Here is a 24511-nt window from a genome sequence, read left to right as displayed (position 1 = left end):
GGTTAACTAGCTATTTGCCGATGTTATTGCGTGCAATAAAATAAGATCACTAAGAATTTTATGCCTTGCCCCGGTGCACGCATTTCCCAGGAGACACGATGAATTTGCCGCTTCGCCATGTTCCCCATCGCCCGCCGTTGTCGGCTTTCCTGCTTCGCCGCTTGTTCCAGGCCTGCACGGCTATGGCCGCGCTGGCCCTGATGGCGCCTTCCGCCCAGGCCCAGCCGGCCGCGGCTTATCCCAACAAACCCATCAAGCTGATCGTGCCCTTTCCGGCCGGCGGCGGCGGTGACACGCTGGCACGCCTGGTCATGCTGCGTGCCGCCAAGGAACTGGGCCAGCCCATCGTGGTGGAAAACCTGGGCGGCGCCGGCGGCAACGTGGGCAGCGCGGCCGCGGCCAAGGCGCCGGCCGACGGCTATACGCTGCTCTACGGCACCAACGGCACGCATGCCATCAACCATGCGATCTACAAGTCGCCGGGTTTCAGCGTGCGCGACTTCGAGCCGGTGAGCCAGCTCACGCGCATCGCGGCCATGGTGGTGGTGCGGCCCACGCTGCAGGTCAACTCCATGGCCGAGCTCACCAAACTGCTCAAGGCCAATCCGGGCAAATACACCTTCGGCTCGGCCGGCAACGGCACGACCTCGCACCTGGCCGGGGAGATCTACAAATCGCGCGCGGGCCTGGCGGTGGTGCACATTCCCTACCGTGGCGGCGCGCAGGCCATGACCGACCTGATGGGCGGGCAGGTCGACATGATGATCGAGGTCATGCCCAATGCCGCGCCCCAGGCCAAGGGCGGCCGCGTCAAACCGCTGGCGGTGACCACGGCCACGCGCGTCGCGGGCTGGCCCGAGCTGCCCACCATCGCGGAGTCGGGCCTGGCCGGCTTTGACGTGAGCGCATGGGACGCGATTTTTGTACCGGCCGGAACGCCGCGCCCCATCGTCAACCGGCTGAACGATGCGATCCACAAGGCACTGGCCGATCCTGAGTTGCGCGCGCAATTGCAGTCGCGCGGCGCCGAGGCCGCGCCCGGCACGCCGGAAGAATTGGCCAGACACATTGCGAGCAACATGACGCTGTGGGGCGATGCGGTGAAGCGTTCGGGCGCGGCGGTGGATTAGGAGGGCGCAGCCCGCCACAAAAAAAGCGACCAGGTGGTCGCTTTTTTTTGTGGAACCGGCGAAGTTCAAGGCTTGGGTTTTTTGGCCTGGCTGAGTACCCATTTGCCGGCGAAGGCCTGCAGGTCGTTCAGTCGCTTGAGCAGGTCGGCGCCCAGCGTGGTGACGATGTAGCCTTCATTGCCATGGCTGATCAGGCCGGCCGCGCGCAATTCCTTGATGCGGGTGTTGAGGGTGTTGGGCGTGATGTTGCCGACACTGTCCTGCAGCAGGCGAAAGGTCTGGGGATGGCCGTCTTTGAGCGCCCACAACACGCGCAATGCATAGCGTGCTTCCAGCAATTCAAGTAGCTGGCCTACCGCTGCATTTTCTTTGGCGCTCATCAGCTCATCTCCTCGGTCACAATCCGGTCACAGGTGGTCGTTAAGCAAAAAGCTTCTATTGTCGGGGCCAAATATAACGCAATTTCCTGACTGCTACGAGTTTTATAGCTGCACATGCCCGCCACGTCTGGACGACGGCCCCGCAGCTACATCATGAGAAGAATCGCTTGCGAATGCAAGGCCACCGCGGCGCCGGATCGTGACGATGCCATGACGGCTTCTATCACTTGTTGCACACCCAGCGCGGAGCGCCCGCTGACGGCGGGCGCCGTGCCGGTTTTCACCGCGCGTATGAAATCCTGCAGCACGGTTTTGTGCGCGGCATGGTCGAAGGCCATGGGGTCCGCGCCGCCGCCCGAGGCCTGGCGACCACCGGCGCTCACGCTCCTGCCGTCCTGGAAAGCAGCCCGCATCTCGCCGCCTTCCAGCGTCGCCGTGCCGCGCGTGAAGTTGAACTCCAGGCGCTCAGGAAAGCCCGGGTAGGCCGCCGTCGTGGCTTGCAGAATCGCCACCGCGCCGCTGTCGTAGTGCAGCAGCGCGGCGGCCGTGTCCTCGCCTTCCATGCGGTGCACGGCACTGGTGCTCGCTGTGCCGGTCACGCGTGCCGGCATGCCGATCAAATCCAGCAGCAGGTCCAGCGTGTGGATAGCCTGCGTGATCAGCACGCCGCCGCCGTCACGCGCCAGCGTGCCGCGACCGGGCTCATCGTAGTAACTCTGCGGCCGCCACCAGCGCACGGCGGCACTGGCGCTCACCAACTGCCCCAGTTCGCCCGACGCGATCAAGGCGCGCAGCGTCACCGCCGCTTCGCGCAGGCGGTGCTGCAGCATCACGGCGAGTGTGACGCCGGCTTGCTCGCAGGCCTCGACCAGCGCGTTGGCACGGTTCAGGTCTATCTCCAGCGGCTTTTCGACCAGCACATGTTTGCCCGCGCGCGCGAGGCGCTGCACGGTCTCAAGATGCGTGTTGGGCGGCGTCAGCACCAGCACGGCTTCAATGCCGGCATCTTCGAGGATGTCCTCCAGCCGCGTGGTCTTGCGCGCGCCGGCCGGCACTTGCACGGCCGCCAGCCGTTCGGCGCTGCGGCCATAAACATAAACCAGCTCGGCTTCGCCGGCCAGGTCCCGCAGGCTGTGAAAATGCGGCGCGGACCCGAGGCCCGCGCCTATGACGGCAACGCGCAGCCGCCGGGAGGAGGGTAAGGGCATGGTTTTGTGGGGGCTGGGCCCGGCGCCTCAATCGGCGGTGATACGGCGGGTCTCTATCAAGGTCTTCCAGCGCGCCCATTCGCGCTGCTGGAAAGCGGTGAATTCTTCGGGCGTGCTGGCGACGACTTCCAGCCCCTGGTCCAGCATGCGTTTTTTGAGTTCGGGGTCTTGCATGGCGGCAATGACTGCATCGCTCAATGCCTTCTTGGTGGCGGCCGGTAGTCCTTTGGGCGCGGCCATGCCTTGCCACGAATACACCTCGGCGCCCTTCACGCCGGCCTCGGCCAGGGTGGGCACTTCAGGCAGCACGGGCGAGCGCTTGTCGCCGGTGACGGCAATGGCGCGCAGCTTGCCCGCGCGTATGTGCGGCAGCACGGCGTTCACGTTCTGGAACGAGAAGTCGACCTGGTTGCCCAGCAGGTCGTTGACCGCAGGGGCGCCGCCTTTGTAGGGCACGTGCACGCCTTCGGTTTTGGACTGCTGCCAGAACAGCTCGGCCGACAGGTGGTCGGACGAACCATTGCCCGAACTCGCGAACGAGACTTTGCCAGGCGTCTTGCGCAGCAGCGCCAGCACATCGTCCAGGCTGCGTTCGGGCCGTGCGGCATTGGCGACCAGCACATTGGGCGCTTGCACCGGCACGCTGATGTAGTCGAAATCTTTGGTGGCGTCATAGGGCACGCCTTTGAGCAGGTGCGGCGCGACGACAAAAGCGCCCAGCGAGGACACCAGCAGCGTGTAGCCGTCGGCGGGCGCACGCTTGACCTGGCCGGCGCCTATGGTGCCGGTGGCGCCCGGCCGGTTGTCGACCACAAAGCTGCCGCCCAGCCTGGCCTGCAGCTGCAGCGCGAGTGCACGCGCCACCATGTCGGTGGAGCCGCCCGCGGGAAAGGGCACGACGATGACCACGGGCCTGGCCGAAGGCCAGGCGCCTTGGGCCCAGGCGGGCAGGGCCGAAATTGCCAGCAGGGGCAAGGCGGCGCCGGCCAGCGCCGATTGAATAAGGGAACGGCGTTTCATGGGGCTTCCTTCCCGCCTACTTGATGGCCTGGATGCGCTCGTACAGGCTCTTGGGCCAGGGCGCGTCGGCGGCGGTCAGCGAGGGCAGCACGGCGGCCGCGAAAGGCGCGCGGTCCACCTTGTTGACGGTCTTGCCCTTTTTCTCGAACTCGGCGACCAGGCGGTTTTCCGCATCGACGATGTCCTGGCTGGCGCGGCTGGAGGCCTCCCACAGCACCTGGTCGAAGATCTTCTTGTCGGCGTCGCTGAGCTTGGACCAGACCGAGCCCGAGACGGCGGTCACCAGCGATTCGGTGATGTGGCCCGTCAGCGTGATGTATTTCTGCACTTCATAAAACTTCTTGGCCTCGATGGTCGGCAATGGGTTTTCCTGCGCATCGACGGTGCCGTTCTGCAGCGCGAGGTAGACCTCGGCAAAGGCGATGGGCGTGGGGTTGGCGCCGACCGCCTTGGGGAACATCACGAACAGCGGCGCATCGGGCACACGCAGCTTGAGGCCCTTCATGTCCTCTGGCTTGAAGATGACCTTGTTTGAGGTCATGTGGCGCAGGCCGTAATAGGTGTAGCCCGCGATATGCTGGCCGCCGGTCTTGCTCGCATAACCCTGGGCCAGTTCCTGGAAGATGGGGCCGTTGCGGAAAGCCTGGAAGTGGTTGTAGTCGCGGAACACAAAAGGCGCGGCGGCAATCGACAGCGGCGGGTAGGCGCGGCCGGCAAAGGCGGCGCCGGTGTAGATGATGTCCACGGTGCCCAGTGTCAGGCCCTGGTTGATCTCGGTTTCCTTGCCCAGCGACGAGGCCGGGAAGACCTCGACCACATAGCGGCCGTTGGTCTTCTTCTTGATTTCATCGGCGGCCCAGACGGCCTGCTTGTGAAAGGACTCGGACGTCTCGTAGACGTGCGCCCATTTGAGTTTGGTCTGGGCGGCCGCGCCGCCCGCGCCCAGCGTGCCGGCCAGGGCCAGCAAGGTCGCGCCCGCAAGGCTGCAGAGGGTTCTGCGTTTCATGTCTTGTCTCCTGATGTTTGTATTAATAGTGAGTGGGTATCGCCGGTGAAAAAGGCGCCGGGGTATACCGCCCCCGACGCCCGACTGGGCTATGGCCACGCCCAATGACAAAACAAAAAAAGACCTGCGGGAGCCTCTAACTTCCCGCAAGCCTGCTGTGTTTAGCGCACCATGCAGGGCATCTTGTTGTTGAAGGCCCAGCCCGGGATCAGGTATTGCATGGCCACGGCATCGTCGCGCGCGCCCAGGCCGTGCTTGAGGTAGAGCTGGTGGGCTTTTTCCACCTCGGCCATGTCCAGCTCCACGCCCAGGCCGGGCTGCTTGGGCACCGCGACTTCGCCATTGACGATTTGCAGCGGCGCCTTGGTCAGGCGCTGGCCGTCCTGCCAGATCCAGTGCGTGTCGATCGCGGTGACCTTGCCCGGCGCGGCGGCGGCCACGTGCGTGAACATGGCCAGCGAAATGTCGAAGTGGTTGTTGGAGTGCGAGCCCCAGGTCAGCCCCCAGGTCTGGCAGACCTGCGCCACACGCACCGAACCCTGCATGGTCCAGAAGTGCGGGTCGGCCAGCGGGATATCCACCGACTGCAGGTGAATGGTGTGCGAGAGCTCGCGCCAGTCGGTGGCGATCATGTTGGTGGCAGTCGGCAGGCCCGTGGCGCGGCGGAACTCAGCCATGACTTCGCGGCCCGAGAACACGCCTTCGGCGCCGCAGGGGTCTTCGGCGTAGGCCAGTTCCTTGTGGCGGTCCTTGCAGATGCGGATGGCGTCCTTGAGCAGCCAGCCGCCGTTCGGGTCCAGCGTGATGCGCGCCTCGGGAAAACGTTCGGACAGCGCGACGATGGCTTCCATCTCTTCCTCGCCGCGCAGCACGCCGCCCTTGAGCTTGAAGTCCTTGAAGCCGTAGCGTTGGTAGGCGGCTTCGGCCAGCGCGACGATGCCCTTGGCGTCCATCGCCGCCTCATGGCGCAGGCGCAGCCAGTCGTCCTGGGCGTCGGGCGCCGATGCGTAGGCCAGGTCGGTCTTCTTGCGGTCGGCGACGTAAAACAGGTAGCCCAGCATGGCCACCGAGTCGCGCTGCTGGCCTTCGCCCAGCAGGGCCGCGACCGGCACGCCCAGGAACTGGCCCAGCAGGTCGAGCAGGGCGCTTTCCACGGCGGTCACGGCGTGGATGGCCACGCGCAGGTCAAAGGTCTGGTTGCCGCGGCCGCCGCTGTCGCGGTCGGCAAAGGCGGTGCGCAGCGTGTTGAGAATGCGGTTCCAGTCGCCTATCGACTGGCCTTCGATGAGCGGGGCCGCATCGTTGAGGGTCTTGCGTATCTTCTCGCCGCCCGGAACCTCGCCCACGCCGGTGCGGCCGGAGCTGTCGGTCAGGATCAGGATGTTGCGGGTGAAGAAGGGGCCGTGGGCGCCGCTCAGGTTTAGCAGCATGCTGTCCTGGCCGGCCACGGGAATCACCTGGACGCGGGTGATGCGGGGCGTTTGTGAAGCGGCGGGTGGGAAAACGGGGGAGGCTTGGGGGGCTTGGGAAGCGGGCATACCGGGCGTGTTGTAGTGGGTTGATAAAGCTGATTTATCAGTTATCGTACAACTCGCCGATTCTTTATGCAACCAGGTTTGTACCCAGGGTCTGGGTGGCCGGGGTGTCCGCGGGCTCCCCGGGCGGTTGCATGGTGTGCGCGTTATTGCCCCGGCGCAGCCGCTCGCGGCTGTTGGACAGGTGGGTGCGCATGGCGGCGCGCGCCGCCTCGGCGTCCTGGTTGCGGATGGCGTTGTAAATGCTTTCGTGCTCGCTGTTGACACGCTGCAGGTAGTTGAAGCGGCCCTCGGGCGCGCTGTGCGCCGTGTTCACGCGGGTGCGCGGGATGATCATGGTGCCCAGGTAGGTCATCAGGTCGGCGAAATGCCGGTTGCCGGTCGAGCGGGCCACTTCCATGTGGAACTGGAAGTCGGGCGGCACGGCGTCGGAGTCCAGGCTGATGGAGTCGTGGAAGGCGCGCAGGGCGGTCTCCATGGCCTTGAGGTTTTCCGGCGTCCGCCTCTGGGCGGCCAGGCCCGCGGCCTCGGTTTCCAGGCTGATGCGCAGCTCCAGCACCGAGATCACGTCGGCCACGGTGGCGAAGTCTTCGGCGGTGATCTTGAAGTTGCCGGCGTTCTGCGGCTGCAGCACAAAAGTGCCTATGCCGTGCCGGGTTTCCACCAGGCCCGAGGCCTGCAGCTTGGACAGCGACTCGCGCACCACGGTGCGGCTGACATCGAAGCGGGCCATGATTTCGGCTTCGGTGGGCAGTTTCTCGCCGGGCTGCAGGCGGCCCTCACGGATGCTGCTGGCCAGGCTTTCAACGATCTCGCCCACCAGCCCGCGGGGCCGGCGCACGCGCGGCAGCTCCTCGTGAAAGGCAGGCGTAAGGCCTGCTTCCGGGCGACTAGGGGTTTTCCTTGAGTCCATTAAAAAACCATTGACAAGCTAGGGGGCGAAACCGAGAATTCTTAGTCATCAGACAACCTATGACTGATGCATTTGTAGCTTGACTTTAACAAACTCCGAAAAAAAGTCCAGTGTTTGTCGGCGTTTATCGCGGCACTGGACCCGGACGTAAAAAATGACCATCAAAGTTCATGAGAAGCTGTTGCTGACCGGCGCGGCCGGCGGTTTGGGCAAGGCCCTGCGCGAGCGCCTGAAGGCCAATTGTTCGGTGCTGCGCCTGTCGGACGTCCAGCCTTTCGGCGCCGCCGCGGCCGGCGAAGAGGTCGTCCTGGCCGACCTGGCGGACTCCGCCGCGGTGCACACCATGGTCCAGGGCGTGGATGCCATTGTCCACCTGGGTGGCGTCTCGGTGGAAGGGCCTTTCGGCCCCATCCTGCAGGCCAACATCCTGGGCGCCTATAACTTATATGAGGCGGCGCGCAAGAACGGCGTCAAGCGCATCGTCTTTGCCAGCTCCAACCACGTCACCGGCTTTTACCGCCAGGACCAGACCATCAACGCCGACCACCCGCCGCGCCCCGACGGCCTGTACGGCCTGAGCAAGGCCTTCGGCGAAGACCTCTCGCGCCTGTATTTCGACCGCTACGGCATTGAAACCGCCTGCGTGCGCATAGGCTCTTCCTTCGCCGAGCCCAAGGACCGCCGCATGCTGGCCACCTGGCTGAGCTTTGACGACCTGCACCGCCTGATCACCGCCTGCCTCACCACGCCGGTGCTGGGCCACAGCATCGTGTTCGGCATGTCCGACAACGCCGTGACCTGGTGGGACAACAGCCGCGCCCGTCACATCGGTTACGTGCCCAAGGACAGCTCCGACATCTTCCGCGAGGCCATTTACGCCCGCACGCCCGCGCCCGACCTGAAGGACCCGGTGGCCCAGTACCAGGGCGGCGGCTTTGTCGTGGCCGGCCCTTTCGGCGACTGAGCGGCAGGCACAGCATGAGCGAATTGCAGGTTGAACTGGTTCTGGATGCGCGCAACGGCGTGGGCGAAAGCCCGGTCTGGGACGCTGCCGAGCAGGCGCTGTACTGGGTCGACATCCCGGCGCGCCGTTTGTGCCGCTGGAGCGTGGCCGATGCCGCGCTGACAGAGTGGCTGGCCCCTGAAATGCCCGCCTGCATCGCCCGCCTGGGCAATACGCGGGACTGGATCGCCGGCGCCGAGAGCGGCGTCTTCCGCCTGAGCCCCGGGGCCGGCGGCCAGCTGGGGTTCCAGCGGCTTGCCGGCGTGAGCCATGCGCAGGCCGGCATGCGTTTTAACGACGGCCGCTGCGACCGGCAAGGGCGCTTCCTGGCCGGCACCATGCAGATGAATATGGCCGCCGGCGCGCGCGTCGGCAGCGTCTACAGCTACCAGGGTGACGGCCTCAAGGTGCTGCTGGAGGGTTTCATCACGCCCAACGGCATGGCCTTCAGCCCGGACGGCCGCACCATGTATTTGTCCGACTCGCACCCTTCGGTGCAGTCGGTCTGGGCCTTCGACTACGACACCACAACCGGCACGCCGTCGAACCGCCGTCTTTTCATCGATATGAACCCGCTGCCCGGGCGGCCCGACGGCGCGGCCGTCGACGCCGACGGCTGCTACTGGATCTGCGGCAACGACGCCGGCCTGGTCCACCGCTTCACGCCCGCCGGCAAGCTGGACCGCTCGCTGGCCGTTCCCGTGAAGAAGCCCGCCATGTGCGCCTTCGGTGGCGCCGGGCTGGACACCCTGTTCGTGACATCGATACGCCCCGAAGGTGTCGATCTCTCTGACCAGCCGCTGGCCGGCGGTGTGTTCGCGTTGCGCCCCGGCGTGCGCGGGCTGCCCGAAACCGCGTGCCTGTATTAAAAAAAGTTCCCGCTACCCCTTTCCCGCTACCTGCTTTCCACCACCAACCTTAGAGGATGAGACATGAAGATTAAAAAAACACTGTTCGCCGTCGCCGCCGCGCTGGCCATGGCGCCGCTGGCCGGCTTCGCCACGGAATTCCGTTCTTCGGATATTCACCCTGACGGCTACCCCACGGTGGAAGCCGTGAAGTTCATGGGCGAGCGGCTCAAAGTGCTGACCAACGGCAAGCACAGCATCAAGGTGTTCAACAACAGCGCACTCGGCAGCGAGAAAGACACGATCGAGCAGACCAAGATCGGCGCCCTGGCGATGACGCGCGTGAACATCGCGCCGATGAACAACATCTGCCCCGAAACGCAGGTCCCGACCATGCCTTTCCTGTTCCGCTCCAAGGATCACATGCGCCACGTGCTTGACGGCCCGATCGGCGAACAGATCCTGGCTTCGTGCGCGCCCCAGGGCTTTATCGGCCTGGCGTACTACGACAGCGGTGCGCGCAACCTGTACACGGTCAAGAAGCCGGTTCGCTCGCTTGCCGACGCGAAAGGCCTGAAAGTGCGCGTCCAGCAGTCGGACCTGTGGGTCTCCTTGCTCGAAGCCATGGGCGCCAACGCGACGCCCATGCCCTTCGGCGAGGTCTACACCGCGCTGAAGACGGGCCTGGTTGACGCCGCCGAAAACAACTACCCCTCGTATGAAAGCTCGCGCCATTTTGAAGTGGCCAAGTTCTACTCCATCACCGAGCATTCGATGGCGCCCGAGATGCTGCTGTTCTCCAAGCGCACCTGGGACGGCTTGAGCGCCGATGACCAGAAGGCCATCCGCCAGGCGGCCAAGGAGTCGGTGCCTTACATGCGCAAGCTGTGGGACGAGCGCGAAGAAAAATCGCTGGCTACCGTCAAGGCCGGTGGTGCCGAGATCATCCAGGTGGACAAGGTGTCTTTCCAGAACGCCATGAAGCCCGTTTATGACAAGTTCATCACCGACGCGGCGCTCAAGAGCCTCGTCAAACGCATCCAGGACACCAAGTAAGTCCTGATCCCGCGCCGGCCTGTTGGCGGCCGGCGCGTTTTACGGCATTCCTGCCGCTTGGAAAAATTTCTCTGGGGCGGCCTTCACTTCCGCACTTTATTTATGTACACAAAAATTTGTCGTGGGCTCGCCCGGACTTGCATGTGGCTGGGCATTTTCGGCCTTGTGGCGGTGATTTGCGCCGTCAGCTGGCAGGTCTTCGGCCGTTATGTCCTGAATAACACCCCCACTTGGGCTGAGAGCCTGGCCTTGCTGCTGGTGCTGTATGTCACGATGTTCGGCACGGCTGTGGGCGTTCGTGATGCCGGCCACATCGGGCTGGAATCCTTTCTGGTTCTCGCGCCGGAAAGCATTCGCCTGAAGATGGAATACCTGATCCACGCATTGGTATTGCTGTTCGGTGCCGCCATGGCCTACAACTGCGCCTCGCTGGCCCAGTCCGTGTGGAGCTATCGCCTGCCCACCCTGTGGATTTCCGAGGGATGGCGCTATGTTCCCGCAAGCATTGCGGGCGTTCTCATCGTGATGTTCTCCATTGAACACATCATCGCGCTCGCCAAGGGCCAAGAAGTCGAACCCGCCTGGGGCTGAGAGCCAACCATCATGACCATTCCACTCCTAATTCTCTGCATCTCCTTCACGCTCTTTCTTTTGCTGGGCGTGCCGGTGGCGTTTGCCATAGGCCTGTCGGCGCTGGCCACGCTGCTCTATGAAGGCCTGCCGCTGGCGGTCGGTTTCCAGCAGATGACCTCGGGCATGGGGATTTTTTCCTTTCTCGCGATCCCGTTTTTCATCTTCGCCGGTGAGCTGATGCTCTACGGCGGTATCGCCGACCGCATCGTGAACCTGGCCCGCAACCTGGTCGGCCATGTGCGCGGCGGCCTGGGCATGTCCAACGTGGTGGCCTGCACCTTGTTCGGCGGCGTTTCCGGCTCTCCCGTGGCCGACGTTTCGGCCATGGGCGCCGTGATGATCCCGATGATGAAAAAAGAGGGCTACCACGCCGACTACGCCGTCAACGTGACGACGCATGCCGCGCTGGTGGGCGCCCTGATGCCGACCAGCCACAACCTGATCATTTATTCGCTGGCTGCCGGCGGCAAGGTTTCGATTGCCGCGCTGATCCTGGCGGCGCTGCTGCCTGCCGCCATCCTGACCATCTGCAACCTGGCGGCGGCCTACCTGGTCGCCGTGAAACGCGGTTATCCGGCAGGCAGTTTCCCGGGATGGGCGATCGTGGCGCGTTCGCTCGCCGCGGCGCTGCCGGGCCTGATGATTGTGGTGCTGATTCTCGGCGGCATTCTTTCCGGCATCTTCACCGCCACCGAGTCCGCCGCCGTGGCTGTCTTGTATGCGCTGGCCCTGACCGTCTTCGTCTACCGCACGCTCAAGTGGGAGCACTTCATCAAGGCCGCCTCCAAGGCCGTCAAGACGACCGGCGTCATCCTGCTGCTGATCGGCATTTCCAGCACCTTCGGCTACCTCATCAGCCTGTACGGCGTCGCGGAACTGACGGGGCAAATGCTGTCGCAGGTCACCACCACGCCGTGGGTGATCTTCCTGCTCATCAACATCATCCTGTTCGTGCTGGGCACCTTCCTGGACATGGCGGCCACCATCCTGCTGTGCACGCCGATCTTCCTGCCGATTGCCCAGCATTACGGCATGAGCTCGGTGCAGTTCGGCATTGTGCTGCTGATCAACTGCGCGCTGGGCCTGAACACGCCGCCCGTGGGCACCACCCAATTCGTGGGCTGCGCCATAGGCGGGGTGTCCGTCGGCACGGTGATGCGCACCATCTGGCCTTTCTACGGCGCGCTGATTTTCGCGCTGGCGCTGGTCACGTTCATTCCGGCCTTCTCCATGTGGCTGCCCAGCCTCTACATGACAGTCGGTAAATAAGGACATCGCACGCCATGGCCGCACCGCTCCACATCCGCATGCATCCTCGCGACAACGTCGCGATCGTCGCCAATGACGGCGGCCTGCCCGAGGGCAGCGTTTTTGAGGGCGGCCTGCGGCTGGTGGAGCGTGTGCCCCAGGGCCACAAGGTGGCGCTGGTGGACCTGCCCAAGGGCACGGCGGTGCTGCGCTACAACGTGCCCATAGGCTATGCGCTCAAAGACATTCCGGCCGGCAGCTGGGTGCATGAGCGCCTGCTGGAGATGCCCGACGCGCGCACGCTGGACAACCTGCCCAAGGCCACAGTGCGGCCCGAGCCGCTGCCGGCGCTGGAAGGCTACACCTTCGAGGGCTACCGCAACCCGGACGGCTCGGTCGGCAGCCGCAACATCCTGGCCGTCACCACCACGGTGCAATGCGTGGCCGGCGTGGTGGACTTCGCCGTGCAGCGCATCAAGGCCGAGCTGCTGCCGCGTTTCCCGAACGTGGACGACGTGGTGGGGCTGGAGCACACCTACGGCTGCGGCGTGGCGATTGACGCGCCCGATGCCATCATCCCCATCCGCACCCTGCGCAACATCAGCCTGAACCCCAACTTCGGCGGCGAGGTCATGGTGGTGAGCCTGGGCTGCGAGAAGCTGCAACCCGAGCGCCTGCTGCCGCCGGGCAGCATACAGATCGTCGACGAGCGCAACGTGGCCGACGTGGGCACCAGCGCCGAAGCCGCGCTGGACGTGGTCTGCCTGCAGTCCGAGAACCACATCGGTTTCATGTCCATGATCGACTCCATCATGCAGACCGCCTTGCTGCACCTGGAGCGGCTCAATGCGCGCAGGCGCGAGACGGTGCCCGCCAGCGAACTGGTGGTCGGCGTGCAGTGCGGCGGCAGCGACGCGTTTTCCGGCGTGACGGCCAACCCGGCGGTGGGCTTCGCCACCGACCTGCTGGTGCGCGCCGGCGCGACGGTGATGTTTTCCGAGACCACCGAAGTGCGCGACGGCATAGACCAACTGACCTCGCGGGCCAGCACGCCGGAGGTGGCGGAGGCCATGATCCGTGAGATGGCCTGGTACGACGCCTACCTCAAAAAAGGGCAGGTGGACCGCAGCGCCAACACCACGCCGGGCAACAAAAAAGGCGGCCTGTCCAACATTGTTGAAAAGGCCATGGGCTCCATCGTGAAATCGGGCAGCGCGCCCATCAGCGGTGTGCTCTCGCCGGGCGAGAAGGTCAAACAGAAAGGCCTGATCTACGCCGCCACGCCCGCCAGCGACTTTATCTGCGGCACGCTGCAGCTGGCCGCCGGCATCAACATCCATGTGTTCACCACCGGCCGCGGCACGCCTTACGGCCTGGCCGAAGTGCCGGTCATCAAGGTGGCCACGCGCAGCGACCTGGCGCGGCGCTGGCACGACCTGATGGACATCAACGCCGGGCGCATCGCCGACGGCGACGCCACGATTGAAGAGGTCGGCTGGGAGCTGTTCCGCTTCATGCTGGACGTGGCCAGCGGACGCAAAAAAACCTGGGCCGAGCACTGGAAGCTGCACAACGCGCTGGTGTTGTTCAACCCGGCCCCTGTGACCTGAGCCGCATCCACAACACAAACAGAAGGAGACAGACCATGACCATCGTTCCACCCGGCCTGCGCGCGCTGCGCCTGGCCTTGCAATTGTTCGCCGCAATCGGCCTTGCGGCCGTCGCCGGCGGGGCCTGCGCCGCCACCTGGGTGTATGTGTCCAACGCCGACAGCCAGGAAATATCGGTGCTGGAGCTGGACCGCAGCCAGGGAACACTCAAGCCGGTGGAGACCGTGAACGTGGGCGGCACCGTGATGCCCATGGCCGTGAGCCCGGACAAGCGTTTTCTGTATGCGGCGCTGCGTTCGCAGCCTTTTCGCGCCGTGAGCTTCGCCATCGACGGCGCCAGCGGCAAGCTGCGCAAGCTGGGGGAGGCGCCCTTGGCCGACAGCATGGCCAACATCGACACCGACCTGACGGGCCGCTGGCTCTTCGCGGCGTCCTATCCCGGCCACAAGATCACCGTCAACAGCATCGACAAGGAAGGCAAGGTAGGCGCCATCCAGCAGCTGATTCCCGGGATCGCGAATGCGCATGCCATCCATGCCGATTCGGCCAACCGCTTTGTGCTGGCCACCAGCCTGGGCAACGACAACGTCTCAAGCTGGCGCTTTGATGCCGCCACCGGCGTGCTTTCGCCCAACGACCCGGCGCTGACCGCCAGCGCCGCGAAATCCGGCCCGCGCCATTTTGTCTGGGACAAGGCGCAGCGCTTTGCCTACCTGCTCAATGAGCTGGACGCGCAACTCCAGGTCTTCGCCTGGGATGGCGCGCGCGGCACGCTCAAGCTGCTGCAGACCCGCACCACGCTGCCGGCCGGTTTCGCGGGCAAGCCCTGGGCCGCCGACTTGCACTTCACGCCCGACGGCCGCTACCTGTATGCCTCGGAGCGCACCTCCAGCACGCTGTCGGCCTTCCGTGTCGATGCCGCCACCGGCCTGCTGGAGCCCCTGGGCCAGACGCCCACCGAAAAAACCCCGCGCGGTTTTGCCATCGATGCGCAGGGACGCTACCTGATCGCGGCGGGCCAGGATTCGCACAGCGTGTCGGTGTACGCCATTGATGCCGCGACCGGCGCGCTGGGCGCGCCCAAGCGCCTGCCCGTCGGCAAGAACCCGAACTGGATTGAGATTGTCGAGATGCCCTGAGCGCGTGAAGCGCCCGGCAACTTTTATCTGACACACACAAAGGACTCATCATGATGCAACGCCGCACCCTGCTCAACACCGCGCTGGCCGCCATGGCCGGTTTTTCAACGCTTCCCGCATTCGCGCAAGGCAACTGGCCGACGGGCAAGCCCATCACCTACCTGGTGCCCTTCGCTGCGGGCGGCACCACCGACGTGCTGGGCCGGCTGATCGGGCAGAAGCTGGGCACCGCGCTGGGCACCACCATCGTCGTCGACAACAAACCCGGAGCGGGCGGCAGCGTCGGTTCGGAAGTCGGCTCGCGCGCCGCGCCGGACGGCTACACCCTGGTGGGCGGCACGGTCAGCTCGCATGCGATCAATGTGAGCCTGTATCCCAAGATCGGCTACGACCCCATCAAGTCCTTTGTGCCCGTCACGCTGATAGGCACCAACCCGCTGGTGCTGGTGGTCAACCAGGCCAGCCCCTACAAAACCTTGAAGGACGTGATCGAGGCCAGCAAGGGCAAAAGCGGCGGGCTGTCGTCGGCCTCGGCCGGCACCGGCACCTCGCAACACCTTTCGCTGGAGCTGCTGGCCTTTCGCTCCGGCGTGAAGTTCACGCATGTGCCTTACAAGGGCAGCGGCCCGGCCATCCAGGACGTGATAGGCGGGCAGGTCGACATGATGTTCGACACCAGCGTCGTCGCGGCGCCGCATGTGCAAAGCGGCAAGCTGCGCGCGATCGCGGTGACGTCCGCCAGCCGGCTGCCATCCATGCCGGATGTGCCGACGGTGGCTGAATCCGGCCTGCCGGGCCTGGCGAATTTTGAAGTGCTCTCCTGGCAGGCGATTTTTGCGCCGGCGGGAACGCCCGCCCTCATGGTCGACCGCCTGCACAAGGAAATCGGCCGCATCCTGGCGGAACCCGAGATGCAGGCAAAACTCAAGGGCTTCGGCATGGAGCCGGCCAACATGACGACGACCCAGATCGCCGCCTTCCAGCGCGCGGAAGTGGCCAAGTGGGCACAGGTCATCAAGGCCGCGAACATCAAGGCCGAATAAAGCCCGGCGGACCGCAAATCGAAGCAACCGACATCGTAGAAGCAAACCACCATGACACAAGCAACTCCCTACCAATCCTTTCCCAACAGCTTCAAGCGAGACCTGCTGGCCGGCAAAAAACTGATAGGCTGCTGGTCCTCGCTGGCCAACGCCATCACCACCGAGGTGCTGGGTGTGGCCGGCTTCGACTGGATCCTGCTGGACGGCGAACATTCGCCCAATGACGTGGGGACCTTCATTCCCCAGCTGATGGCGCTCAAGGACAGCCCGAGCGCGCCCTTTGTGCGCCCCACCAGCAACAACGAGGTCGAGATCAAGCGCCTGCTCGATGCCGGCTTCTACAACTTCCTGGTGCCTTTTGTCGAAAGCGCCGACGAGGCACGGCGCGCGGTGGCGGCCACGCGCTACCCGCCGCAGGGCGTGCGCGGCGTGTCGGTCTCGCAGCGCAGCAACCGCTACGGCACCGTGCCCGACTACTTCAAGGGCATCAACGACCAGATCTGCGTCGCGGTGCAGATCGAAAGCAGCGCAGGCGTCGCGGCCGCGCGCGCGATTGCCGAAACAGAGGGCGTGGACTGTATTTTTGTCGGCCCCTCGGACCTGGCCGCCGGCCTGGGCCACCTGGGCAACGCGGGCCACCCCGACGTGCAGAAAGCCATCGCCGGCGTGTTCGCCGACGCCAAGGCCTGCGGCAAGCCCACGGGCATCCTCGCGCCGGTGGAAGCCGACGCGCGGCGCTACATGGAGATGGGCGCCACCTTCGTCGCCGTGGGCAGCGACCTCGGCGTGTTCCGCGCCGCCACGCAAGCCCTGCACGACCGTTACCGCACCTGACGCGCCTGAGGGGCGCAGTGTTTTTCTGACTGGATTTTTGACTGGAGTATTTGAATGAGCAAGCTTGGATTTATCGGCCTGGGCATCATGGGCAGCCCCATGGCGGCGCACCTGATTGCGGCAGGGCACGAGGTTTTCCTGAACACGCGGGGCAAGGTGCCCGCCGAACTGCTGACCGGCAAGGGCAAGGCCTGCGACTCCATCGCCGAGGTCGTCAAGCAGGCGGACATCATCTTCATGATGCTGCCCGACACGCCCGACGTGGCCAAGGTGCTGTTCGGCGAAGGCGGCGTGGCCGGCGCGCTGACCAAGGGCAAGACGATTGTCGACATGAGCTCCGTCTCGCCGATGGACACCAAGGAATTCGCCGGGAAGATCAACGCCCTGGGCTGCGACTACCTGGACGCCCCCGTGTCGGGCGGCGAAGTCGGCGCCAAGGCGGCCAGCCTCACCATCATGGTGGGCGGCCCGCAGGCGGCCTTCGACCTCGTCAAGCCGCTGTTCGAGCTGATGGGCAAAAACATCACGCTAGTGGGCGGCAACGGCGACGGCCAGACCTGCAAGGTGGCCAACCAGATCATCGTGGCGCTGAACATCGCGGCCGTCGGTGAAGCCCTGCTGTTCGCCAGCAAGGCCGGCGCCGACCCGGCCAAGGTGCGCCAGGCGCTGATGGGCGGTTTTGCCTCCTCGCGCATTTTGGAAGTGCATGGCGAGCGCATGATCAAGCGCACCTTCGCGCCGGGTTTCCGCATCGGCCTGCACCAGAAGGATTTGAACCTCGCGCTCAGCGGCGCGCGCACTCTGGGCCTGGCCCTGCCGCAAACGGCGGGCGCCGCCCAGCTGATGCAGGCCTGCGCCGCCAACGGCATGCAGGACCTGGACCATTCCGCCTTGGTGCGGGCGCTGGAGTTGCTGGGCAACCACGAAGTCGCGAAATCGGCATAAACCGGACAGAGCAGACAGGCGCGTGCGAGGAGCCCGAAAGAGGCTCTCGGCGCGGCGGAGGGGTACCCCCGTTTTTCGAACATTCAGGAGACAGACATGGCTATCAATCGACGAGAACTTATTGCGGCTTCATTGGCCGTGGGTGTGGGTGCCGCAAGCGGCGCCGCAAATGCCCAGGCCGGATGGCCGTCCAAACCGATACGCCTGGTGGTGCCTTATCCGCCGGGCGGCTCTTCGGACATCATCGCGCGCGCCATTTCGCAGCCGCTCGCCGAGGCGCTCAAGCAGTCGGTCATCGTGGACAACAAGGCCGGCGCCAACGGCAACCTGGGTGCTGACATCGTGGCCAAGTCCGCGCCCGACGGCTACACGCTGCTGCTATGCGACACCGGCGCGCTGGCCATCAGCCCCTCGGTCTATCCCAAGCTGGGCTTTGATCCGTCCAAGGACTTGCGCGGCGTCACCATGCTGGCGTATTCGCCGCACCTGCTGGTGGTCCATCCCTCGGTGCCCGTGAGCAACCTCAAGGAGCTCGTGGCCCTGTCGCACAAGACCGAGCTGAACTTCGCGGTGACGGCCATGGGCAGCGCGCCGCACCTGGCCGGCGTGGCGGTCGAGCGGGCCAGCAAGGCCAAATGGCAGTACATCCCCTACAAGGGCGGCTCGCAAGCCGTCAGCGACACCATCGCGGGGCAGACGCAGATTTTGATGAACGGCATGCTGGCCACCTTGCCGCATGTGCAAAGCGGCAAGCTCAAAATCCTGGGCGTTTCCAAGAGCACGCGCATGCCGCTGATCGGCAATGTGCCGACGCTGGCGGAGCAAGGCCTGGCCAACTTCGAATCCGGCACCTGGCAAGGCCTGCTGGTGGCCAACGGCACGCCGCCGGCCATCATCAACCGCCTGAACACCGAACTCATCAAGATCATCCGCAGCCCCGACATACGCGCCAAGCTCGCGGGGCAGGGCGCGGAAGTCGTGACCATGACGCCGGCGCAGCAGGACGGCTTCTTCAACCAGGAGCGCGGCCGCTGGGCCAAGGTCGTGTCGGACGCCAACATCAAGCTCGATTGAAAACGGCTTGCGTGAATTAATGGTGATATCGCTCCATATCCTTTGAGAAGGGCGAGTCATCCGTGCGAACATCCCCTCAGGGATTGATCACAAAAAATACAAGACTGCCCGCCAGAGGCAGCTGTAGAGCCCCACATCCAGGAGACAAAAATGCGTACATCTTTCAAGGGGCTTTTATGCCTTTCCCTCGCGCTGTGCGCGAGCGCCGCGATGGCCCAGGCCAAGCTGAGGGCCTGGAACATCCACCCCGACGGCTACCCGGTCTCCGAAGCCATGAAGAGTTTTGTGGAGCAGGTCTCCAAGAGCACCGGCGGCCGCTACAACATAGAGCTTTTTAACAGCGGCGCGCTTGGCGACCAGCCCAAGGCGGTGCAAATGCTCAAGAGCGGCGAGATCGACGTGGCCGAGTTCAGTTCGGGCCCCTTGTCGGACGCGGTGCCGGGCATCAAGGTGCTGAACCTGCCTTTCCTCTTCACCGATTCGGCCCATATGTTCCGCCACCTGGACGGCAAGCTGGGCGAGCGCTTTTCCGCCAACCTGAAATCGGCCGGCTTTGTGGTGCTGGGCTGGTATGACGGCGGCGGCCGTTCGTTTTACTGCGTCAAGCCCGTCAACAACCTGCGGGACCTGGCCGGCATGAACATCCGCGTGCAGCAGTCCGAGGTCTACATCGAGATGGTCAAGCTCATGGAAGCCAAGCCGGTGGCCTTGCCCTTCAAGGACGTGCTAGTCGCCCTGGAGCAGGGCAAGGTCGATTGCGCCGAGAACAACCTGCCTTCCTATGAATCCACGGGGCATTACAAGGTGGCCAAAAACGTCTATGTGACCAACCACGTGATATCGCCCGAGGCGTTGGTGGTGTCGACCAAACTCTGGGACAAGCTCAGCAAGGAAGACAAGGCCGCCTTCGCCGAGGCCGGCGCCAAATCCGCGATCCTGATGCGCGAACTGTGGAACAAGCGCGTCGCCGCGGCCCTGGAGGCCACGACCAAGCAGGGCTCGCAGTTCGTCAAGGTCAAGGACGTATCGCCCATGGTCAGGCGCATGGGGCCGCTGTACGGCAAGTACATGGCCGACCCGACCACACGCGAAGAACTGCTGACGATTATTGCCAAGTGAGCGGCCCGGACCATACCCTTTTGCTCGATCCCACCCGTTTCGCGCGCGAGATCGACGGCAAGCCCGTCAGGCTGTTCACCCTGCGCAACCAGCGCGGCATGGCGGTGTGCGTGACCAACTACGGCGCCAAGATAGAGCAGCTGCTGGTGCCCGACCGTGCGGGACGTTTTGACGATGTGGTGCTGGGTTACGACAGCATTGAAGGCGTGGTGGGCGGCGCGCCCTCCGTGGGTGCTTTTGTGGGGCGCTATGCGGGGCGCATAGAGAACGCGCGTTTCACGCTGGGCGGCACGGAGCACCAGCTGGCGGCCAACAACGGCCCGCACTGCCTGCATGGCGGTCTGCGGGGTTCGCGCTTCCAGGTTTTCGATGCTGTGCAGCACGACGCCTGTAGCGTGGAGATGCGTTATGTGTTTGCCGACGGCGAGGAAGGTTTTCCCGGTGCGTTGGCCTTGCGCCTGCTGTACCGCGTGACGGAGGCGAATGAGCTGGCGCTCGATTACGAGGCCGTGGCGCTGGATGCGCCCACCATGGCCAACTTCACCACCCACGCTTTTTTTAACCTCGAAGGGGTGAACAGCACGCACAGCGCCAGCGCGCTGGGGCATGAAGTGATGATCCGCGCGAGCCGTTATTTCGAAATGACCCCCGAACTGATCGCCACGGGCAGGCTGCTGCCGGTGGAGGGCACGCCATTTGACCTGCGCCAGCCCACGGCGCTCGAGACGCGCGTGGGCAGACCGCAAGCCGCAGGCGGGGTTGCCGGCTACGACGACTGCTTTGCGATAGAGCGCAACGCGGCCGAGGATGGTGAACTGGCGCTCTGCGCGCGTGTGAGTGCACCTGCCAGCGGCCGTGTGATGGAGGTCTGGTCGAGCGAGCCCACCATGCAGTTTTACACCGGCATGCTGGCCGGCGAACCCCTGGCCGGCGGGCCGGGCAAGGGCGGCAGGCGCTATGTACAGCAGCAAAGCCTGTGCTTTGAGCCTCAGGGCTACCCGAATGCGCCCAATATCCCGGCCTTTCCTTCGGCCCTGCACCTGCCGGGGCAGGCGCGCCAGGGCCGCACGCTGTACCGCTTCAGCACGGCATAAACAAGCCCCGCATGTCAGAATGTTCCGGCAACTACAGGGAGCCGGGCATGCACTGGTTGAAACAAGGATGGGCGATTGGCCTGGTGTGGGTGGCGCAGCTCGCCGCCGTGCCTGCCTGGGCGCAGCAGCCGCCCGAGCGTGTGCCGCCGCAAATCGTCAAGCTGCCGCTGCTCATCGACAACAAGCAGGTTGAAGTCGTCACCCACGTCTACAAGCCCGAGGGCGAAGGCCCGTTTCCGCTGGTGATTTTTTCCCATGGGCGGGCCCCCTCGCGTGCCGACAGGGCCAGGCTGGAGTACCCGGTGCTGGTCGGGCACGCGAATTACTGGCTTCTCAAGGGGGTGGCCGTGGTGGCCCCGGTCAGGCCCGGTTACGGCGACACCGGCGGGCTGGACCGCGAAGACTCCGGGGCCCGCTGGAGCGGCAAGGTCTGCGGCGGCGATCCCGACTTCACGCGCGTGGCCAGCCAGGCCGGCAAGACGGTGGTCGCGCTGCACCAGTGGGCGCTGCAGCAACCCTGGGTGCGCAAGGACAGGCTGTTGCTGGAAGGCCAGTCGGTGGGCGGCATGACCACGGTGTCGGTGGCCGCGCTCAACCTGCCGGGCGTGATAGGCGCCGTCAATTTCGCGGGCGGCTCGGGCGGTAACCCTGCAGATTCACCCACCAAAAGCTGCGGGCCCGACAACCTGCGCAAGACTTACGGCGAACTCGGCAAGCTGGTCAAGGTGCCCAGCCTGTGGCTGTATGCCGAGAACGACCAGTACTGGGGCGCCGAGGCGCCCCGCGAGTGGCATGAGGCCTTCAAGGCGGGCGGCAGCGACACACAGTTCGTCCAGACCGGGCCGCTGGCCGGGCACGACGGGCATTCGCTGCTGACCTATGGCGGCAAGATGTGGTCGGTGCCGCTGGACGCCTTTGTGCGCAAGGTGGGGCTGACGGCGCCCTGAGTTTCTAAGAACAGGTTCTTAGGCGTAAAAAAGCCCGGCGCCTTGCGGGGCCGGGCTTTCGGGGAGGGCGGATGCCGCTTACAGCGTGTCGATAAAGCTGCGCAGTTTGTCCGAACGCGAAGGGTGCTTGAGCTTGCGCAGCGCCTTGGCTTCGATCTGGCGGATGCGCTCGCGCGTCACGTCGAATTGCTTGCCGACTTCCTCGAGCGTGTGGTCGGTGGACATCTCGATACCGAAGCGCATGCGCAGCACCTTGGCTTCGCGCGGCGTCAGGCTGTCGAGGATGTCCTTGACCACGTCGCGCAGGCCGGCCTGCATCGCGGCTTCCAGCGGCGCGGTGTTGGCGCTGTCCTCGATGAAGTCGCCCAGGTGCGAATCGTCGTCGTCGCCGATCGGCGTTTCCATGGAGATAGGCTCCTTGGCGATCTTCATGATCTTGCGGATCTTGTCTTCCGGGATCTCCATCTTGGCGGCCAGGATGCTGGCGTCCGGCTCGAAGCCGAATTCCTGCAAGTGCTGGCGCGACAGGCGGTTCATCTTGTTGATGGTCTCGATCATGTGCACCGGGATGCGGATGGTCCGCGCCTGGTCGGCGATGGAGCGCGTGATCGCCTGGCGAATCCACCAGGTGGCGTAGGTCGAGAATTTGTAGCCGCGGCGGTATTCGAACTTGTCGACGGCCTTCATCAGGCCGATGTTGCCTTCCTGGATCAAATCGAGGAACTGCAGGCCGCGGTTGGTGTACTTCTTGGCGATCGAGATCACCAGGCGCAGGTTGGCCTCGATCATCTCTTTCTTGGCGTCGCGCGAGTTGGACTCGCCTTCGTTCATGCGCTTGTTGATGTCCTTGAGCTGGGCCAGCGGCACCACCACGCGGGCCTGCAGTTCGGCCAGCTTGGTCTGCAGTTCCTGGATGGGCGGCACGTTGCGCGCCATGACCACGGACCAGGGCTTGCCGGCGGCGACCTGTTTTTCAACCCATTTCAGGTTCAGCAGGTTGGGCGGGAAATCCTTGATGAAGACTTCCTGCGGCATGCCGCACTTCTCGACGATGATGCGGCGCAGCTCGCGCTCCTTCTTGCGCACATCCAGCACCTGGCCGCGCAGCATGTCGCAGAGCTTTTCGATGGTCTTGGCGGTGAAGCGCACGGTCATCAGTTCGTCGCTCAGGGCTTTTTGCGCCTTCACATAGGTGGGCGTGCCGTAGCCTTCCTTGTCGTAGGTCTTGTGGACCTTCTCGAACAGGGCGGCGATCTTGTCGAAGCGGCTGAGAGCTTCCTTCTTGAGTTCCTCGAGCTTTTTGGTCAGGGCCTTGGAGCCGCCCTTGCCGTCGTCGTCGTCTTCCTCGTCGAATTCGTCGAAGTCTTCCTCGGCCACGTAGTCGTCGGCCTCGTTGGGGTTGGAGAAGCCGTCGACCACGGTGGAGATGACGATCTTGCCTTCGCGGATTTCCTCGCCCAGGCGCATGATTTCAGCGATGGTGGCGGGGCTTTCCGAGATGGCTTCCATCATCTTCATGAGGCCGCCTTCGATGCGCTTGGCGATCTCGATTTCGCCTTCGCGCGTGAGCAGCTCGACCGTGCCCATTTCACGCATGTACATGCGGACGGGGTCGGTGGTGCGGCCGAATTCGCTGTCGACGGTGGACAGCGCCGCTTCGGCTTCTTCCTCGGCTTCCTCTTCGGTCGCGACCGTGGGGCCGGTGTTGTTCAGCAGCAGGGTTTCGGCGTCGGGCGCCTGCTCGTACACGGCCACACCCATGTCGTTGAGCATGTTGACCACGACTTCCAGCGTTTCGGCGTCGACCAGCTTGTCGGGAAGGTGATCGGAGATTTCGCCGTGCGTGAGGTAGCCGCGCGTCTTGCCGAGCTTGATCAGGGTCTTCAGGCGCAGGCGGCGCTTGAGCATGTCTTCTTCGGAGAGGACGGTTTCGTCCAGGCCGAATTCCTTCATCAAGGCGCGTTCCTTCGCCTTGCTGATTTTCATGCGCAGCGGTTTGACCTTCTCGGTCGTCTCCGCCACGGGTTCGCCGACCAGGTCGTCTTCAATGTCGGACAGGTCCAGGTCTTCGCCGTCCTTGGGCGCGGCGGTGGCGCTCTTGGGCTTGCGGCCGCGCTTGGCGCCGGTGGTGGCGGCAGGCGCGCTGCCGTCGGCCGCCGGGTTCTTGGGCGGGCGGCCGGGTTTCTTTTTCACGGGCACATCGGCGGGTGCGGCGAGAGGCTTGGATTCGGGGCTGGACTTGGTCGGCACGGCAGGAGCTTTCTTCAGGGGCAAATCGGAAATCGCGGATTTCGCGGTTTTCAGGGGGGCTTTGCTCGCCAGGGCATTGGGTTTGCTGGGTTTGACAGATATGGCGGTTTTTCCGGGTTTTTCAACCTTGCCGCTCTTGGCCGCGGGCTTGGCCGGGGCTTTGGCTGCTGCTTTGACTGGAGGCTTGGCTGCGGGCCGGGCAGCGGCTTTGGGCGCTGTCTTGGCTTTTGGCTTGGCGGCGGCTTTGGGCTGCGCGCCTTGCGGCTTCTTGGACGTGCTCGGCTTCTTCGGCTTGGCAGTAGGCATGGGACCTCCAGTTGTCGGAAAAATTGTTCTAAATATCTATCGGCTACCAGTAAACAAAAATGCGCCTTGGCGCCTGCGCAAAGCACAGGCACGGCGGCAAGGATTCAGAGTCAGGAACAAGAGGACGGAAAAACAGGCCGGGCAGCGCCAGGGGCACGTTTCGGTTTATT

General features: G+C 64.6%; 22 protein-coding genes. 15 read left to right on the top strand and 7 right to left on the bottom strand.

Annotation, left to right across the window (positions count from 1 at the left end; translation table 11 throughout):
- The first annotated feature begins 98 nt into the window (after positions 1 to 98).
- The gene (locus tag BLQ85_RS04325) at positions 99 to 1130 is read left to right on the top strand and encodes a Bug family tripartite tricarboxylate transporter substrate binding protein (RefSeq protein WP_083336731.1); all 1032 of its coding nucleotides are present in this window, start codon (positions 99 to 101) and stop codon (positions 1128 to 1130) included.
- Between the two features lie 65 nt (positions 1131 to 1195).
- Here BLQ85_RS04325 and BLQ85_RS04320 read toward each other — a convergent pair whose 3' ends face one another.
- From BLQ85_RS04320 to BLQ85_RS04295, 6 genes are all read right to left on the bottom strand, one after another.
- On the bottom strand, positions 1196 to 1510 hold the full coding sequence (locus tag BLQ85_RS04320; RefSeq protein ID WP_007868603.1) for a winged helix-turn-helix transcriptional regulator: 315 nt from the start codon (positions 1508 to 1510) through the stop codon (positions 1196 to 1198).
- Positions 1511 to 1656: 146 nt separating this feature from the next.
- Positions 1657 to 2718: a Gfo/Idh/MocA family protein gene (locus BLQ85_RS04315; RefSeq protein WP_074575044.1), complete on the bottom strand. Its 1062-nt coding sequence runs from the start codon at positions 2716 to 2718 to the stop codon at positions 1657 to 1659.
- 27 nt (positions 2719 to 2745) lie between these two features.
- On the bottom strand, positions 2746 to 3738 hold the full coding sequence (locus BLQ85_RS04310) for a Bug family tripartite tricarboxylate transporter substrate binding protein (RefSeq protein WP_074575043.1): 993 nt from the start codon (positions 3736 to 3738) through the stop codon (positions 2746 to 2748).
- Positions 3739 to 3754: 16 nt separating this feature from the next.
- Entirely contained in the window at positions 3755 to 4744 is a 990-nt protein-coding gene (locus tag BLQ85_RS04305) for a sialic acid TRAP transporter substrate-binding protein SiaP (protein ID WP_074575042.1), read from the bottom strand.
- Between the two features lie 161 nt (positions 4745 to 4905).
- Complete coding sequence (gudD, locus tag BLQ85_RS04300; protein ID WP_074575041.1) at positions 4906 to 6282, bottom strand: glucarate dehydratase; 1377 nt, start codon at positions 6280 to 6282, stop codon at positions 4906 to 4908.
- Between the two features lie 64 nt (positions 6283 to 6346).
- Positions 6347 to 7192 (bottom strand): FadR/GntR family transcriptional regulator, encoded by an 846-nt coding sequence (locus BLQ85_RS04295; protein WP_074575040.1) that lies wholly within the window; start codon positions 7190 to 7192, stop codon positions 6347 to 6349.
- A 154-nt stretch (positions 7193 to 7346) separates the two neighbouring features.
- Here BLQ85_RS04295 and BLQ85_RS04290 point away from each other — a divergent pair, with 154 nt between their 5' ends.
- The 14 genes from BLQ85_RS04290 to BLQ85_RS04225 all read left to right on the top strand — a co-directional run bounded on the left by BLQ85_RS04290 (position 7347) and on the right by BLQ85_RS04225 (position 21785).
- On the top strand, positions 7347 to 8156 hold the full coding sequence (locus BLQ85_RS04290; protein WP_074575039.1) for an NAD-dependent epimerase/dehydratase family protein: 810 nt from the start codon (positions 7347 to 7349) through the stop codon (positions 8154 to 8156).
- Positions 8157 to 8170: 14 nt separating this feature from the next.
- Positions 8171 to 9064 (top strand): SMP-30/gluconolactonase/LRE family protein, encoded by an 894-nt coding sequence (locus tag BLQ85_RS04285; RefSeq protein WP_217631798.1) that lies wholly within the window; start codon positions 8171 to 8173, stop codon positions 9062 to 9064.
- Positions 9065 to 9127: 63 nt separating this feature from the next.
- Positions 9128 to 10099, top strand: a complete 972-nt coding sequence (locus BLQ85_RS04280; RefSeq protein WP_074575038.1) for a TRAP transporter substrate-binding protein — start codon at positions 9128 to 9130, stop codon at positions 10097 to 10099.
- A 102-nt stretch (positions 10100 to 10201) separates the two neighbouring features.
- On the top strand, positions 10202 to 10690 hold the full coding sequence (locus BLQ85_RS04275; RefSeq protein WP_074575037.1) for a TRAP transporter small permease: 489 nt from the start codon (positions 10202 to 10204) through the stop codon (positions 10688 to 10690).
- A 12-nt stretch (positions 10691 to 10702) separates the two neighbouring features.
- Positions 10703 to 12001: a TRAP transporter large permease gene (locus BLQ85_RS04270; protein WP_074575036.1), complete on the top strand. Its 1299-nt coding sequence runs from the start codon at positions 10703 to 10705 to the stop codon at positions 11999 to 12001.
- Positions 12002 to 12015: 14 nt separating this feature from the next.
- Positions 12016 to 13590 carry a galactarate dehydratase gene (gene garD / locus BLQ85_RS04265; protein WP_074575035.1) on the top strand — a complete coding sequence of 525 codons (1575 nt, stop codon included), beginning with the start codon at positions 12016 to 12018 and terminating at the stop codon, positions 13588 to 13590.
- A gap of 35 nt (positions 13591 to 13625) precedes the next feature.
- Complete coding sequence (locus BLQ85_RS04260; protein WP_074575034.1) at positions 13626 to 14729, top strand: lactonase family protein; 1104 nt, start codon at positions 13626 to 13628, stop codon at positions 14727 to 14729.
- Between the two features lie 53 nt (positions 14730 to 14782).
- Positions 14783 to 15772, top strand: a complete 990-nt coding sequence (locus BLQ85_RS04255) for a Bug family tripartite tricarboxylate transporter substrate binding protein (protein ID WP_074575169.1) — start codon at positions 14783 to 14785, stop codon at positions 15770 to 15772.
- Between the two features lie 51 nt (positions 15773 to 15823).
- Entirely contained in the window at positions 15824 to 16606 is a 783-nt protein-coding gene (gene garL / locus BLQ85_RS04250; RefSeq protein ID WP_074575033.1) for a 2-dehydro-3-deoxyglucarate aldolase, read from the top strand.
- Between the two features lie 54 nt (positions 16607 to 16660).
- The gene (gene glxR / locus BLQ85_RS04245; protein ID WP_074575032.1) at positions 16661 to 17551 is read left to right on the top strand and encodes a 2-hydroxy-3-oxopropionate reductase; all 891 of its coding nucleotides are present in this window, start codon (positions 16661 to 16663) and stop codon (positions 17549 to 17551) included.
- Positions 17552 to 17647: 96 nt separating this feature from the next.
- Positions 17648 to 18625, top strand: coding sequence for a Bug family tripartite tricarboxylate transporter substrate binding protein (locus BLQ85_RS04240; RefSeq protein WP_074575031.1), 978 nt, complete (start codon positions 17648 to 17650; stop codon positions 18623 to 18625).
- Between the two features lie 150 nt (positions 18626 to 18775).
- A complete protein-coding gene (locus tag BLQ85_RS04235; protein ID WP_074575030.1) occupies positions 18776 to 19744 on the top strand; it encodes a TRAP transporter substrate-binding protein in 969 nt (322 codons plus the stop codon).
- 20 nt (positions 19745 to 19764) lie between these two features.
- Positions 19765 to 20838, top strand: coding sequence for an aldose epimerase family protein (locus BLQ85_RS04230; RefSeq protein WP_254779684.1), 1074 nt, complete (start codon positions 19765 to 19767; stop codon positions 20836 to 20838).
- 47 nt (positions 20839 to 20885) lie between these two features.
- Entirely contained in the window at positions 20886 to 21785 is a 900-nt protein-coding gene (locus tag BLQ85_RS04225) for a dienelactone hydrolase family protein (RefSeq protein WP_074575168.1), read from the top strand.
- A 78-nt stretch (positions 21786 to 21863) separates the two neighbouring features.
- Here the strand turns inward: BLQ85_RS04225 and rpoD are convergent, their stop codons facing one another.
- Positions 21864 to 24341: an RNA polymerase sigma factor RpoD gene (gene rpoD / locus BLQ85_RS04220; RefSeq protein WP_074575028.1), complete on the bottom strand. Its 2478-nt coding sequence runs from the start codon at positions 24339 to 24341 to the stop codon at positions 21864 to 21866.
- Between the last annotated feature and the right edge of the window lie 170 nt (positions 24342 to 24511).

This window comes from Polaromonas sp. JS666 (genome assembly GCF_900103405.1).
Classification (GTDB): Bacteria; Pseudomonadota; Gammaproteobacteria; order Burkholderiales; family Burkholderiaceae_C; genus Polaromonas.
Note: the sequence above shows the minus strand (reverse complement) of the source record. Positions and strands in the feature narration are given on the sequence as shown.

Bases quoted from the DNA above. Each gene is read 5' to 3' on its own strand.
- BLQ85_RS04305 (WP_074575042.1), bottom strand. From the start codon at position 4,744: ATGAAACGCAGAACCCTCTGCAGCCTTGCGGGCGCGACCTTGCTGGCC.
- BLQ85_RS04275 (WP_074575037.1), top strand. From the start codon at position 10,202: ATGTACACAAAAATTTGTCGTGGGCTCGCCCGGACTTGCATGTGGCTG.
- BLQ85_RS04315 (WP_074575044.1), bottom strand. From the start codon at position 2,718: ATGCCCTTACCCTCCTCCCGGCGGCTGCGCGTTGCCGTCATAGGCGCG.
- gudD (WP_074575041.1), bottom strand. From the start codon at position 6,282: ATGCCCGCTTCCCAAGCCCCCCAAGCCTCCCCCGTTTTCCCACCCGCC.
- garD (WP_074575035.1), top strand. From the start codon at position 12,016: ATGGCCGCACCGCTCCACATCCGCATGCATCCTCGCGACAACGTCGCG.
- BLQ85_RS04290 (WP_074575039.1), top strand. From the start codon at position 7,347: ATGACCATCAAAGTTCATGAGAAGCTGTTGCTGACCGGCGCGGCCGGC.
- rpoD (WP_074575028.1), bottom strand. From the start codon at position 24,341: ATGCCTACTGCCAAGCCGAAGAAGCCGAGCACGTCCAAGAAGCCGCAA.
- BLQ85_RS04280 (WP_074575038.1), top strand. From the start codon at position 9,128: ATGAAGATTAAAAAAACACTGTTCGCCGTCGCCGCCGCGCTGGCCATG.
- BLQ85_RS04260 (WP_074575034.1), top strand. From the start codon at position 13,626: ATGACCATCGTTCCACCCGGCCTGCGCGCGCTGCGCCTGGCCTTGCAA.
- BLQ85_RS04325 (WP_083336731.1), top strand. From the start codon at position 99: ATGAATTTGCCGCTTCGCCATGTTCCCCATCGCCCGCCGTTGTCGGCT.
- glxR (WP_074575032.1), top strand. From the start codon at position 16,661: ATGAGCAAGCTTGGATTTATCGGCCTGGGCATCATGGGCAGCCCCATG.
- BLQ85_RS04295 (WP_074575040.1), bottom strand. From the start codon at position 7,192: ATGGACTCAAGGAAAACCCCTAGTCGCCCGGAAGCAGGCCTTACGCCT.
- BLQ85_RS04255 (WP_074575169.1), top strand. From the start codon at position 14,783: ATGCAACGCCGCACCCTGCTCAACACCGCGCTGGCCGCCATGGCCGGT.
- BLQ85_RS04320 (WP_007868603.1), bottom strand. From the start codon at position 1,510: ATGAGCGCCAAAGAAAATGCAGCGGTAGGCCAGCTACTTGAATTGCTG.
- garL (WP_074575033.1), top strand. From the start codon at position 15,824: ATGACACAAGCAACTCCCTACCAATCCTTTCCCAACAGCTTCAAGCGA.
- BLQ85_RS04235 (WP_074575030.1), top strand. From the start codon at position 18,776: ATGCGTACATCTTTCAAGGGGCTTTTATGCCTTTCCCTCGCGCTGTGC.
- BLQ85_RS04285 (WP_217631798.1), top strand. From the start codon at position 8,171: ATGAGCGAATTGCAGGTTGAACTGGTTCTGGATGCGCGCAACGGCGTG.
- BLQ85_RS04270 (WP_074575036.1), top strand. From the start codon at position 10,703: ATGACCATTCCACTCCTAATTCTCTGCATCTCCTTCACGCTCTTTCTT.
- BLQ85_RS04310 (WP_074575043.1), bottom strand. From the start codon at position 3,738: ATGAAACGCCGTTCCCTTATTCAATCGGCGCTGGCCGGCGCCGCCTTG.
- BLQ85_RS04240 (WP_074575031.1), top strand. From the start codon at position 17,648: ATGGCTATCAATCGACGAGAACTTATTGCGGCTTCATTGGCCGTGGGT.
- BLQ85_RS04225 (WP_074575168.1), top strand. From the start codon at position 20,886: ATGCACTGGTTGAAACAAGGATGGGCGATTGGCCTGGTGTGGGTGGCG.